The sequence below is a fragment of the Haliscomenobacter sp. genome (assembly GCF_965225875.1).
Classification (GTDB): domain Bacteria; phylum Bacteroidota; class Bacteroidia; order Chitinophagales; family Saprospiraceae; genus Haliscomenobacter.
Window position 1 is genome coordinate 2162334 of the sequence record NZ_CBDDBS010000003.1, and the last position, 13268, is coordinate 2175601.

The 13268-nt window shown below is 45.2% G+C and carries 10 protein-coding genes; 6 read left to right on the forward strand and 4 right to left on the reverse strand.

Annotated features, from left to right (window positions below):
• Positions 1-47: 47 nt before the first annotated feature.
• Positions 48-2453, forward strand: coding sequence for an ABC transporter permease (locus ACO08K_RS28945; protein ID WP_421799987.1), 2406 nt, complete (start codon positions 48-50; stop codon positions 2451-2453).
• Positions 2454-2751: 298 nt separating this feature from the next.
• Complete coding sequence (locus tag ACO08K_RS28950) at positions 2752-4332, forward strand: L-serine ammonia-lyase, iron-sulfur-dependent, subunit alpha (protein ID WP_421799988.1); 1581 nt, start codon at positions 2752-2754, stop codon at positions 4330-4332.
• Positions 4333-4553: 221 nt separating this feature from the next.
• Here ACO08K_RS28950 and ACO08K_RS28955 read toward each other — a convergent pair whose 3' ends face one another.
• From ACO08K_RS28955 to ACO08K_RS28970, 4 genes are all read right to left on the reverse strand, one after another.
• The gene (locus ACO08K_RS28955) at positions 4554-6434 is read right to left on the reverse strand and encodes a CocE/NonD family hydrolase (protein ID WP_421799989.1); all 1881 of its coding nucleotides are present in this window, start codon (positions 6432-6434) and stop codon (positions 4554-4556) included.
• A gap of 59 nt (positions 6435-6493) precedes the next feature.
• Positions 6494-7345, reverse strand: coding sequence for a TSUP family transporter (locus ACO08K_RS28960; protein WP_421799990.1), 852 nt, complete (start codon positions 7343-7345; stop codon positions 6494-6496).
• Positions 7342-9009 carry a M1 family metallopeptidase gene (locus ACO08K_RS28965; protein WP_421799991.1) on the reverse strand — a complete coding sequence of 556 codons (1668 nt, stop codon included), beginning with the start codon at positions 9007-9009 and terminating at the stop codon, positions 7342-7344. The genes ACO08K_RS28960 and ACO08K_RS28965 overlap by 4 nt, the downstream gene beginning before the upstream one ends.
• A 668-nt stretch (positions 9010-9677) precedes the next feature.
• Positions 9678-10013 (reverse strand): hypothetical protein, encoded by a 336-nt coding sequence (locus ACO08K_RS28970; protein WP_421799992.1) that lies wholly within the window; start codon positions 10011-10013, stop codon positions 9678-9680.
• A 138-nt stretch (positions 10014-10151) separates the two neighbouring features.
• Between ACO08K_RS28970 and ACO08K_RS28975 the strand changes: the two genes are divergently transcribed.
• Genes ACO08K_RS28975 through ACO08K_RS28990 form a run of 4 tightly spaced genes read left to right on the forward strand, consistent with a single transcriptional unit; the run spans position 10152 to position 13256 of the window.
• Positions 10152-10730, forward strand: a complete 579-nt coding sequence (locus ACO08K_RS28975) for a hypothetical protein (RefSeq protein WP_421799993.1) — start codon at positions 10152-10154, stop codon at positions 10728-10730.
• Between the two features lie 38 nt (positions 10731-10768).
• Complete coding sequence (locus ACO08K_RS28980) at positions 10769-11122, forward strand: hypothetical protein (RefSeq protein WP_421799994.1); 354 nt, start codon at positions 10769-10771, stop codon at positions 11120-11122.
• Positions 11123-11145: 23 nt separating this feature from the next.
• On the forward strand, positions 11146-12096 hold the full coding sequence (locus tag ACO08K_RS28985; protein WP_421799995.1) for an NACHT domain-containing protein: 951 nt from the start codon (positions 11146-11148) through the stop codon (positions 12094-12096).
• An 11-nt stretch (positions 12097-12107) separates the two neighbouring features.
• Entirely contained in the window at positions 12108-13256 is a 1149-nt protein-coding gene (locus ACO08K_RS28990; protein ID WP_421799996.1) for an NACHT domain-containing protein, read from the forward strand.
• Positions 13257-13268 lie beyond the last annotated feature (12 nt).

The following is a 13268-nucleotide window of genomic DNA, read 5'->3' on the forward strand; positions in this document are numbered from 1 at the left end:
GATAGCACAAAACATCAATCTTCCCAATTCCAAATAAAAAACGAACCATGCTGCAAAATAACTTCAAACTCGCCTACCGGAACATCCGCAAAAACGGGTTTTACTCCGCCCTTAATGTGTTTGGATTGTGCGCAGGTATCCTCTTCGCCTTGCTCATTGGCGCCCATGTCTGGGGGGAGTTGCAAGTGAATCAACAGCTGCGCCATGCCGATCGCCAATATTTCCTGACCAGCATCTGGAAAAATCCGAACATTGGCATGGACATCACCTCCGCAGGGCCGCTGGGCAAACGTTTGAAAGAAACTTACCCACACCTGGTGGCCAACTATTACCGATGGGATGGCATTAAGTCGGATGTGGTGAAAGGGGACAAAGTTTTTAAGGAAAGCATCCAGATTGGGGATAGTACCTTCATTCCCATGTTTGGTTTCGAACTCCTGCACGGTGACCGAAACAATGCCTTGAAGGCCCCGTATTCCGTGGTGATCACCGCAGAGAGGGCGCTCAAATATTTTGGCAAAACCGATGTGCTTGGCCAAACCCTCAGCGTAAGGAATTTTACAGGTGGCAATCATGAATTCCTGATCACCGGGGTGTTGGGAGAAATTCCCGAAAATTCCGTAACCAACTTGCTCGGTACCGAATCCAGCAGCCTTTTTATTTCCTTCACCACCGCCCAATACTTTTTCGATCGGAACGTGAACGATTGGAACAATACCATTTACCCTACTTATCTCGAATTGCAGCCCGGAGTGAGTGCCGCTGATTTGGAAAAGCCCATCCAACAACTCATTCAAAACGAAGGCGCCGATTTTGAAAAAGAAAACCTGCGGGTGCTTCCCATTCCATTGACAGATTACCACCTTCAAAAAAACAAGGCCCTGGTTAGGCGGATGTTGTTCGCCCTATCATCAGTGGGCATTTTCATCCTGTTTATGGCCATTTTTAACTTCATCAACCTGGCCATCGGGCGCTCTGGGTCGCGCATTCGCGAGATCGGAGTGCGCAAGGCGTTGGGTGGCCTAAAAAAACAATTGGCGCTTCAGTTTCTAAGCGAATCTTTACTCTTGGTACTGATCGCTACTGGGCTTGCCTTTTTAGCCTACCCACTTGCTCAAACACCTTTTGAGCAGATTGTGGGAAAAAGCCTGCCTGCACTAAGCACTTTCCCGCTGTTTCTTGCCTTTTTGCCCCTCGCCTTGGTGCTTGTTGTCGGCCTTTTGGCGGGCCTGTACCCGGCGCTTTTCCTGTCCTCAATGCGCACCGTAGAGTCATTGAAAGGGAAACCAGGAACCGCCAATCAAAGCCTGCATCTGCGCAAATACCTGGTCGGGTTTCAATTTGGGGTAGCCAATTTGGTCATCATCGCTACCCTGGTGGTGGCCGCACAGGTCAATTATTTTTTTGGCGAAAACCTGGGCTACAATAAGGAATTCGTCGTAAGCGCCCAGGTCCCCCGCGACTGGAGCCCGGAAGGCCTGCGCAAAATGCTGACGGTGCGCGACGAAATGGCCAAATTGCCCGGGGTCCAGAGCGCTTCGCTCTCCTACGAAATTCCCAACGGCATCAACCAGGGGCAGCCTTCCGTCTACCGAGCGGGTACCGATTCCACCACGGCTACCGTCTGTCAAGAGATAACTGCAGATGAAAATTACCTCGACACCTACCAAATCCCAATTCTGGCCGGTGCGTATTTTAATCCTGAGGTGCGCAATTTCGGCAAAGTAGTGCTGAATGAACGTTCTGCGCTGGCCCTTGGCTTCCCGGACGCAGCATCAGCCGTCGGCCAAACTTTGCGTATAGCCGGGGACCCAAGCCCTTACACGATCAAGGGCGTACTTCGGGATTTCCACTTTGGCTCCATGGCTACCTCCATCCAACCCATGGTGGTGTTTTCACAGCAAAGTCGGGTGTTGTACCGCTATTTGTCTTTCAAAATCGAACCCAAAGGAATGGGTGAGCACATGGCCGCCTTACAAAAAAAATGGGCCGAACTAATGCCTGGCAGCGCCTTCGAATACACCTTTATGGACGATACTTTGGCAAAAATTTATACCATGGAATTGCAGATGAAAAGATCAGCCTATGCGGCCAGTGCCATCGCCCTGTTGATTGCCTTGCTTGGTGTGCTGGGTCTGGTATCGCTCAATTTGCAACGGAGGGAAAAAGAAATGGGCGTGCGCAAGGTTTTGGGTGCTTCTATTCCGGGCATCATCGGGCTGTTTTTGCGGGAGTTTCTGGTCATTTTAGTGCTGGCAGGGCTGGTAGCCTGTCCACTTGCCTGGTATTTGCTGCGCGGCTGGTTGGAAAATTATGCTTACCGGATCGAAATGTCACCCTGGTTTTTTGCGGCGTCTCTGGCGGGCCTGGCGCTGGTTACAGCACTTTTGATCAGCTTGCAGAGTGTGAAGGCGGCTTTGGCCAATCCGGTGAAGGCGCTGCGGAGTGAATAAGAAATATAACCTCGCAAATAGCGGGCAAGCCCTGAAAGGGCGATATCACTTCAAGAAAGGGCAAGGCCCTTTCGATCAAACACCCGCACCTGTTAGCTGTACCAGCCCTGAAGGGGCGATATAATCAGTCCAAGTGATGTCGCCCTTTCAGGGCTTATTACTTTAACCAGTCATTCTCCTCTTAGAATGGGCCCAGCCCATTCTTGAAGGGATATCGCCCTTTCAGGGCTTGTTCATTTTGCGTAACGTGAGTAAAATATGCCGAATTGATTCTTAACCATCAAAACCAGAACCACCCATGAGCACTTTTCCCAGCATCTTCAACGACGTCATTGGCCCAGTCATGCGTGGACCTTCCAGTTCACATTGCGCGGCCTCCTTGCGGATTGCCCGCCTATGCCGCGATCTGATGGACGAAAACATCCAGGACATTTTCATCGAATTTGACCCCAATGGCTCCCTGGCCACTACCCACAAAAGCCAGGGTTCGGACATGGGGTTGTTTGGGGGGTTCCTGGGATGGGAAGCCTACGATGAACGCCTGCCCGAGTCCGAAAAATACCTGGAGGGTGCGGGAATCAAAGTCATCATCAACATCTGCGACATCAATGCCGATCACCCAAATACCTACAAAATCACCCTCAGCAATGCCCGGGAAATCCGCAGACTGACCGCCATTTCCACCGGAGGGGGCATGATTGAGGTGATTGACATCGATGGTGTTGCGGTATCGATGGCGGGCGATTATTTTGAAACCCTGATTTATTGCGCAAATCCAGATCAGGTCATTCCCTACCTTCAGGCATCTATTCCCTATGACGACATTCAGTTTCGGCATGGGGCGGAGCACAGTTTCATTCAAATCAAAGCTCAGAGCTTCCCGGACTCCATCATTTGTCAGGAACTGCTGAATATGGATGGTGTGGCTTTTATCAAATACCTCAAGCCCGTACTGCCCGTAATGGCCCGCAAAAACCTGCAAGTACCCTTCATCACCTGCGCAGAAATGCTGGAGTACAACGCAGACAAGAATAAATCACTCTGGGAGTTGGCCGTAGATTACGAAAGTGCCCGTGGCAACCTTAGCGCCGATGCGGTTTTTGAAAAAATGCGCAGCATCATCCACATCATGGGCAATGCCATAAACCTGGGTTTGAAAGGCACCCATTACGAAGACCGGATTTTGGGCAGCCAATCGCTACAATTCAAAGCCCAACTGGATGCCGAAAAACTGATCGGTGGCGACGCCAACAACCGGATTATTCTCTACGTGTCGGCGATGATGGAGGTCAAAAGTTCGATGGGTGTGATCGTGGCAGCGCCCACTGCTGGGTCTTGTGGCGCTCTGCCGGGAGCCTTGTTTGGAACCGCTCATTCCTTGGGTTTGTCCGAAGACGAGATTGTCAAAGCCATGCTGGCTGCGGGACTCATCGGGGTCTTCATTGCGGCGCACGCTACTTTCGCTGCCGAGGTGGGCGGTTGTATGGCCGAAACCGGATCGGGTGGTGGCATGGCTGCTGCCGCACTGGTAGGCATGAAAGGCGGCACGCTGGAGCAGGCGCTGGCTGCGGCCTCTCTGGCCCTGCAAAACTCTCTGGGCATCATTTGTGACCCCATTGGCAACCGGGTAGAGGCGCCTTGCCTGGGTCGTAACGTGATGGCGGCCAGCAACGCAGTTTCCAGCGCCAATATGGCCTTGTCCAATTACCTGCAATTGATCCCCCCGGATGAGGTGATTGAAACGATGAAGGCGGTTGGGGATCAAATTCACCATACGCTGCGCTGTACGAATTTGGGTGGGCTTTCGGTCACCAAGTCAGCGAAAAGGATTGAGGCGATGTTGGAGGAGGGGGTGAGTGTGGTGTACAAAAGTTGTTAGTTGGAAACACAGCGAACCTTAGATGGTTCCTTGAGTGCCTCAGGTTTCTTAGGTGGTAAAAGATGAAACCTGCGGAGCAGGGTATTTTTTCACCACCTAAGAAACCTGAGGCACTCAAGGAATCACCTAAGCAATCACCAAGGTTCAATAGAAGTTTGTACTTAAAAATAGTTTGCGCTGTGTTTTTTAAAATTCTCGGAATACCTGTTGCGGCACCTCCCCTATTTCAACACCGGCAAAACAACCTTCGACGCATACTGACTATTGTGAAAAATCCTGACATTGCTTTTAATAAAGTCCTTCTCGCTGCAATGGTAAATATCGATGAACTGCTGCGGGTTGCGATCCACCAGGGGAAACCAGCTGCTTTGCACCTGCACCATAATCTGGTGGCCTTTTTTGAAGGTATGTGCCAGGGCGGGCAACTCAAATTTCACCTGTTCAACTTTGTTGGGCACAAAAGCTACTGGAGTTTCATAACTTTTCCGATACCGGCCACGAAATACTTCGGCTCTGACCAACATTTGATACCCCCCCTTCGGGTAAATCGGGGCCGCATCCGCTTCTGCGTAAATATTCACAGCATTGTAGCCCATGTCATCGGGGAATACATCAATGATTTTTATCACAAAATCAGCATCGGTGGTAGAAATACTGGTCATGAGGTCAGCCACTACACTACCCGCAATGGTTACATCCTCACTTAGTTTGTCCGTTTGAAAAACCAGTACATCCGGCCTGCGCGACGCAAAACGTTGGTCATCGCTCATGTAGGTTCTGCTGCGGTTAAAGTGCACGTCTTCGGTGTAGGGAACCGGCTTGGCGGGGTCGCTGAGGTATTCAGTAAAACCCTGAGCTGTCGTTGGTTTGGTCCAACCCAGTTTTCCATTGGCCTGCAAGTACATAGCCTGGTCAGTTTTCCCGGCGGGAGGCCATTGGTTGAAGGTTTTCCATTCATTGGCCCCGCTAAAAAACACACTGGCTTCCGCAATTTTGGACACATCCCCTTTACCTTTCAGGAAATAATTGAAGAAAGGAATTTCGATGTTTTGCTGGTACCAGGTGGAGGTATTGCTGCCAAACTGCACATTGCCCAAATGGGTACCATCATTGCTCGCCCATTGCCCATGATACCAGGGACCTTCCACAATTTTGTTAAAAGCTTTGCCCGGGTTGTTTTGCTCCGCCGCCAGATAGGCATTCCAGGCACCCCAGCAGTCCTCTGCATCGAACAAACCTCCCACCCAGAGCATGGCGGGTTGCAGGTTTTTCGTGGCATTGCGGGCGTCTCTGGCTTTCCACCAGGCGTCGTAATTGGGGTGCACCATCAACTCTTTCCAAAAAGCAATACTGTCGCCCATGTACTTCGTAAGGTTTTTCAGGCTGCCCGCTTCCAGGAAAAATTTGTAATTGTCGTGGCTGCTGTAGTCAAATTCTTTGGGGCCTACCGTGGTGGGTTTGGGGCGAGGCTGACCAAAACCGGAGTAAAAACCAAAAGCGTCCATTTGAAAAAAAGCGCCATTGTGGTGAAAATCATCGCCGATGAACCAGTTGGTCACTGGTGCTTGCGGGCTCACTGCCTTTAGTGCCGGGTGATTGCTGGCCGCTGCCATGGTGGAATAAAAGCCGGGATAAGAAATGCCGAATACCCCTACGTTGCCGTTGTTGTCGGGTAGGTTTTTGATCAACCAATCGATGGCATCATAGGAATCGCTGGCTTCATCAATTTCAGTACCTTTTTTATTGGGGTTAAAAGGACGGATGTTCACGTACTCGCCCTCACTCATCCAGCGGCCGCGTACATCCTGGGTCACCATGATGTAGCCTTCCCGAAAGTAGTTTTTCAAATAGCCATTCCAAACCGGGGAAAAAGTCCTTTCCCCATATGGTGCACAAGAATAGGGAGTGCGGCTCAACAAGATGGGATGTTTTTCACTCTTGTCTTTGGGCATGTAGATGGAGGTAAACAACTTAATGCCGTCTCGCATTGGAATCGACACTTCCTTTTTGATGTAGTTGTTGACAATCCAGATCGAGTCGGCATTCTGGCCAATGACCTGGCAGGAAACGAAAAGCAGGCAAAAGAGGTAAATATTTCTCATGGTTAGAACTTTAGTGAATGAAAATACACCAAAAACTCGGGAGTAAATAATTTTTCAACTCATTTAAACCCAGCCCGCAGCATCACCCCGGCAGTATACAAAATCACCACAATCACCACCCAGCGTAGGGTATCAAGCGGTAAAGACTTGACAATAAAGGCAGCAATCAGTACAGCAACAATCCCTGGTAGAGCCATGCCCACCGCAGCCTTACGGTTGTACGCGCCTTCAAGAATGAAACGAATGGAAGCGGGTGGCATCAAAAACGCACAAGAGCCCATCATAATTGGGAAAGCCACCTGAGGCGACATGCCCAGTGCAAAGACCAGAGCCATGCAGGGTGCATACAAGCCAATACCCACGGTCATCAAAGCGCCCAGAATAAAATTGACCACTACACCAATGATCAATTTGCTGCCGTACAAACCAATGGCAGTTCCCCCGCCCTGGATCCACTCCATGTTGCGGGCAAACATAAAACCTGCCGTCACCAGCAGCGCACCACCCATGACGAGCCGGATGGTTTTCTCTGGCAGCCGTGCCACCACGCCAACCCCCATGATTGCCCCGGCCGCTGCTGAGGCCAGCATCAGTAGCAGGGTTAGTGGTTCTACCTTGATCACCGTGATAAAAATCAGAGCCTGAATTAAAACCGGAAGGGTGTTGGCTACATTCAGAGTGCCCGGCAAAAGACGGTCTTCGGTTTGTTTGGTAAATTTTAACAAGGCCGTTTGAGGCGCAAAAGCCCCAATGCCCAATACGTCAAAAAAATTGACCACAAAACCAATCAATCCCGTTTTGAGCCAACTGCTGTCTTCAAGTTCACTCTTGTGCCGATTGACATCTCTGATGAATACTGCACTGAAGGCAATGGTAAAAATGGCCAGGAAAATCCAGATGAGTGTAATCATTTTTTTGTGCTAGTTATAGGTTTGACTTCTTCAAATTCCCAGCTAACTAGCAATACTGTTTGAGGATCAAGCAACACTTTTTCCGGTTTGCTGTCTGCGGGAATGCTGATTTCGATATTGCGCGATGAAATTGGATGAGCCGAAAGACTCGGCAACATTTCCCCCGTTTTGTAGATGCCCACTTCGATAGAAGCATCAAAATGGTAGACCTCTGGTTGGGTTTGTTGCAAAGAAATTTTGACCACTTTGTTCGCCGCGTCGTATTTCCAACTGCCTTTCAGCGCGATGTACCCGCCCTGGTACAACCATTGCTGGAAGAAGCCTTGCAGGTTTTGGCCCGAAGCTCTTTCCAGGGCCAGCCGGAAATCAGTTGTGGTGGCATTGGCATTCACAAAACGCTGGTAATAGTCGCGAATGCCGGCATTGAAGGCTTGATCACCGATTTTTTTGCGCAGCATGTGCAAAATCCAGGCACCTTTTTGGTAGGTCAGTCCACTGGTCACTGGGCCTTTTTCTGCGGAACGATCGTCCACAATTTTATACCCAGGGTCTTTGGCTAAGGCATTATAAGTGGTTTTTCTTGCACCCAGCAACTGTTGCACGAACTCTTCCCGGCCATAAGCATGTTCAATGAACAGCATGGTGAAATAGGTAGCAAAACCCTCGCTGAGCCAGGCGTCATCCCAGGTCGATTCCGTAACTGCGTTGCCAAACCATTGGTGTGCCAGTTCGTGAATGACTACATTGCGCAGTCTGGTGCTTCGTTTGCCATCGACCAACTCTTCTCCGTAAAAAATGGCCGAGGAGGTTTCCATGCCCCCCTTCACACTTGGCGTTTCGATGTTGGCTACTTTTTCATAAACATAAGGGCCAATGTAATCGCTGAAGAAACCCATCACCTGTTTGGTGGGCTCCGCAAAATCGTAAAAACCAGCTTCCCGATCCTGGGCATACACCCAGGTCTGGATGGATTTTCCCTCAAACCAGCCCACGTATTGCACCGCAAATTTTGCCACGCCCAATACGTACAACCAGGAGGATACGGGCACATTTTGCCGCCAATGGGTCAGTTTGGTTTTAGCATCCAAAGTTGTTTCCTCCATCAATAAGCCATTCGAAACCACTTGGTAATGGATGGGGGCTTTTACCACAAATTCACTCGTTGCTTTTTCGTAAGGGTGATCAATGCAGGGCAACCAGTGTCGGGCGCGGTTCGGCCAGTTTTCGTTAAAAAAACTGCGGTCGCCGTATTTGGTGGGGCCGATGCGCAGGCCATCGGCGGGAATGCCGTGGTAGGCAATGGTGAGTTGGATTTCGGTATTGGCGCTTGATGGTTTAGACAGGCTGATCCACAATTCATTATTGGTATGGGTATAGGCTACTTTTTGCCCCATCTGGTACACCGAATCAATGATCATACCTTTGTTTTGCAAGGCTTCGGTTTGATTGACAAAGTCGAGGCGGATCTTGTCCAGGCCGTCCTTTTTGAAAAAAATGCGGATGCTGGTTTTACCGATAATTTGGTCGCTATCATCCGAAAGAGCGAGCTCAAATTTGTAATGGAGCACATCGATGTTGAGGTTTTTGGGGTAGTTGTCGGCGTAGGTGGGGAGGGGTTTGAGGTGGAGAAGCAAGAAAAGGGTAAATAAGGTGTTGGTTTTCATGGTTAAAGGTTAGCGGCTAGGTTTTCAGGTTTGTTGATTGTACTAAAATTAACAAAAAAATCGGGGGTGCTAATTATTTTGGTGTAAACATCTGTTTCAGTTGGGGTATTTCAAAATTATAGTACAAACTGAAGAAAGGCTCAGATTGGTTGATGCAAGGGCCAGCGGCATGAGCCGCGAAATGTCTGTAGCATTTAGGCCAAGTGGCGCATTTAAGGGGCGTTAGCAACGAGCGGTAAGAAATAATAATGATAATTGCTTATACTCGATTTAATTCAGCCAAAGCGGCAGGATAGCAAAACGGATGCCACGGATGCCACGGATTAGAACGGATTTTGACTCACCTTCGGCTCGTCCTTTTCCGCCTGCGGCGGAAAAAATCCGTTTTTATCCGTGGCATCCGTGGCATCCGTTTTGCCATTGCATCGCTTTTAGCAAAGAGAGGCGAAGCCTCACCAGCGCGAAGCGCATTAACGTCCTCTTGGTTAAATTAAAGCAGCAAAGCTGCAAAATGCTGGATATTACTTTTCACTGCTCATAACTCTAGCACCGGAACAATGCTTGGGTTTCGGTGCTACGCACCTTAAAATTCACCTTCGTTCGCTTAGATCTATCGACGTTTCGCGGCTAATGCCGCTGGTCGGTTCATTTGGGCGGTAACGGTTATCCTATTTGTGTGGCTTCGACTGGACAAGGTCTTTTAACTCTTTGATCTCCGATCTCAGTTCGGCCAATTCTGTCTGAATGGCTTCTAATTGAGTCATGATTTTATTTCCTTGTTCTGTTTCTCCGAAGATTTGCTCAGGATCAATGTTGTATTCTTGCACGAGGAGATCAGTAATTCTTCTGAACGTCCTTGCATTCCCTCCACTCAGTGCCAAACTGACCACACCTTGAGCTAATCCTAACTGCGTAGACAAGTCTTTTTGATTGATGGCCAGCGTTTTTAATAGCCCTTTTACACGCAGGTAAATCATTTGATCAGGGTCTATATTTTTCGGCATTGTTTGGAAATTTTATCTAACTATTGGAATTTTAATTCAATCATCCTATCTTTGCATCAGCATAGGAACTGATCGACAAATTAAGCACTTTATTAACTCATTACTATATCCTTTTTGAGATAGGTCAAAATTTGGTTTATGAATACTGTGGCAAAAAAATACCAAAGTAAGGGCAACACTCCTGCCCCGAAGCAAAAGCCTCGTAGGGGAAATTTATGGTACATTTTGATCATTTCCACGATAGGAATGGGGATATTCATGGCCATTCCTAAGACGTGGGAAGAGGCGGTCACCCTGCAAGAGGATGGCTCTTATCGTTTGAATGAAAAATGGGAGAAGACCATTTTGCGGAAAAAGGAGAAGACAGAAAAACACCGCCTATATATGTTAGTCGCAAGTACCGACGGTTATTTTCAGTGTGCTCATTCTCCGTCCGGAAAATTCTACCTTAACGCAGGTGAAGTATATCGATATGGTACAACTGGAGATTCTTTCTCTGCCAGAGGCTATAGTCAAAAGTGGTTGGCCGACAATAACCTAATTTTGATCACTATTATGGAAGGAGACTTGGCAACGGTAATGGCTGCACAAACCACATTAATTGGCAATTATGCTTTATTACCCGAAAATCTACGACGCCCTTTACCCAGTGAGGCAAGTGCCAAACCATATTGGTACAGGTTGGTTTTACCCTCTGGCAACAAAAGCCTTGATTAAGCACAATTTTTTCTTTATTTTGCATAAAATTATATCCAATGATCTCTATTAATGGCAATGTTGATATGCTCTCTTACCCAAAGATTGATTTTGTTTGGATCAATGATTTATTAAAAGATTTGACAGATAGTAAATTGTACATCACCTTAGTAGGTAGAAAAGAGGACACTAAAACCCGAGTCAGGAAATATAAAGATGCGATTTATCTATGGCTGGTTTTGCCTTATCAGGATATCCTCGCCGCTGACGATACTAAGCCCATTATCATCAATACATTATTGGAGGAATTGCATCGGCTGGAGAGATATCATGAGATTGTAGATGTGGAAGGATTGAGCGAGGGGATTAAAGAGCGGTTTGGGAAAAGTTTGAATTTATTTACATTTTATTAGTCCAACATAAATAAAATAATAGTATGATTAAACATATAGCAGACGAAACAAAACGTTTAATTTCATCAGGTAAAACATCTGAAGCCGTTCAATATTTATTCAATAATCTAGAAAGAGCAAATATTGAAATCAACGATGAATTAGTATTATTATCAGGAAGGCTGAAAAAGTTAGAAAAAAACTCAAGAGAAAACCTAATATCATGGTCTGACATTAATGTTGAATACTCTAATATCAATAAATCAATAATTGATTTGTTAAATGAAATTTCAGCCATAACAGAAACGATTAAAGATGATAAAAATACAGATAATAAAGAATTTATATTTCTTGAAAAAATTTTAGAAAATATTGACAAATTGCAATCTACTATTAAAAAAATTACAATAAGCACTAAGCTTTTTGATGAATCAATATCCAATCATGAAAAAGAAGTTGAAGCTTGGGCAAGTACTATAAATTTCAAAGACAGTAATGGTTCAAAATTATTGTCGAATGTTTATATCGATCTGGACTATTATGTTACGCCCGCGAGGTTAATTGATACAGAAAGTAAGAGGGCTATTATAAATATTGACAAATTGCTTGAAGTCACTCCTGGTAATATTGTGATTTTTGGGCAAGCTGGAGCCGGAAAAACAACAACAATAAAAAAAATTATTCAAAAATCATTAAAAGAAATCAATAAATATTCTAAGTTTAGTTTTGTTGTTCTAATTCGACTCAGAGAGCTTAATTCTTTAAAAAATAACGCTTATAAATTCTTTCTCTTTGAGAGGATTTTCTCTATTCTTGGGATTGAAATAGATTTCGACACTACTCGTACTGATTATGGGCAAAATTTGCTCAATAGAGTAATAACTAATTTGTTAGATGAGCTTAAAATTTTATTAATATTAGATGGTTTTGATGAACTTAAAAATGAAATGAAGCCCATTTTTTTTCCCAGGTTGAACTCTTATCTTATGGTTTAAAGTCTTCGAAAATGATCATTACATCTCGTTCTGGAGAATTCCAATATTCTTTAAACAACACCTTCGAATACGAAATAAAATCATTAAATAATTATCAAATCGAATCGTTTATTAAAAAATGGCTCAACAATAAAAAAATGGCATCCGACATGATTAAACAATTAGCTAAATCACCGTATTCTGATACAGCTATTAGGCCTTTAACATTGGCACATTTATGCGCCATTTACGAACGTAATTTAAAAATTCCGAATAAACCTAAGACCCTATATAGGAAAATTGTGAATTTATTACTTGAAGACTGGGATTTGCAAAGAAACGTATTTAGGGATTCTCAGTATAGTCAATTTGAAATAGACTTAAAATTTGAATTCCTATCATATCTTTCATATTTTTTAACTACAAGGTTAAAAAAATCTGTATTTTCCTTTGATGAATTAAGGCAGGCATATATAGAAGTTTGTAGTAATTTTGGTTTACCTAAAAATGAAGTTCACAAAGTAGTTAAAGAGTTAGAATCTCATACAGGAATTTTCCTTCAATCTGGCATAGATAATTTTGAGTTTTCACACAAATCATTACAAGAATATCTCGCTGCTGAGTATATGGTAAAACTACCATCTATACCTCTTGATGTTAATACTTGGGAAATTCCTTACGAAATGGCAATTGCTGTTGCTATTTCTTCTAATCCAACTCAATATTTATCACTGGTAATACTTGAATCGCTAAAAGGAAAAAAGGTGGATATTCATTTTATTAATAGATTTTTTGAACGTTTAGAAATTGAAAAGCCAGACTTTTATCCAAGTCCAGTCTTGGGCGTATCTATATTGTATTTGTTTACACTTGTAGTTATTGAGCAAAGGGAGTTGACTAAAACTGAAAAATTCGACCAAATCCTTAAATTAGAGCCTTTTAGGTTGTCTATATTGGAACTAAAAAACTATTATCTTTTGGCCAAAGAATCACCCTCTGAAAATGATCTGAGCGACTTTGAAATGCGTTCATGCTATCCTATAGAAAATTTAATACATAAGTTTGTAGTAAAAAAAGGGATGGTCTTATTGAAGAGGAAGCAACTTTTTCAAAATTCTATCATAACAATCACGCCAACTTATCTTTTAGCGAAAGAAGAATATTGGACTAGTCGACCCTGACAAAGTCAAGAT

Bases quoted from the DNA above. Each gene is read 5' to 3' on its own strand.
- ACO08K_RS28945 (WP_421799987.1), top strand. From the start codon at position 48: ATGCTGCAAAATAACTTCAAACTCGCCTACCGGAACATCCGCAAAAAC.
- ACO08K_RS28990 (WP_421799996.1), top strand. From the start codon at position 12,108: ATGATCATTACATCTCGTTCTGGAGAATTCCAATATTCTTTAAACAAC.
- ACO08K_RS28970 (WP_421799992.1), bottom strand. From the start codon at position 10,013: ATGCCGAAAAATATAGACCCTGATCAAATGATTTACCTGCGTGTAAAA.
- ACO08K_RS28975 (WP_421799993.1), top strand. From the start codon at position 10,152: ATGAATACTGTGGCAAAAAAATACCAAAGTAAGGGCAACACTCCTGCC.
- ACO08K_RS28980 (WP_421799994.1), top strand. From the start codon at position 10,769: ATGATCTCTATTAATGGCAATGTTGATATGCTCTCTTACCCAAAGATT.
- ACO08K_RS28960 (WP_421799990.1), bottom strand. From the start codon at position 7,345: ATGATTACACTCATCTGGATTTTCCTGGCCATTTTTACCATTGCCTTC.
- ACO08K_RS28985 (WP_421799995.1), top strand. From the start codon at position 11,146: ATGATTAAACATATAGCAGACGAAACAAAACGTTTAATTTCATCAGGT.
- ACO08K_RS28950 (WP_421799988.1), top strand. From the start codon at position 2,752: ATGAGCACTTTTCCCAGCATCTTCAACGACGTCATTGGCCCAGTCATG.
- ACO08K_RS28965 (WP_421799991.1), bottom strand. From the start codon at position 9,009: ATGAAAACCAACACCTTATTTACCCTTTTCTTGCTTCTCCACCTCAAA.
- ACO08K_RS28955 (WP_421799989.1), bottom strand. From the start codon at position 6,434: ATGAGAAATATTTACCTCTTTTGCCTGCTTTTCGTTTCCTGCCAGGTC.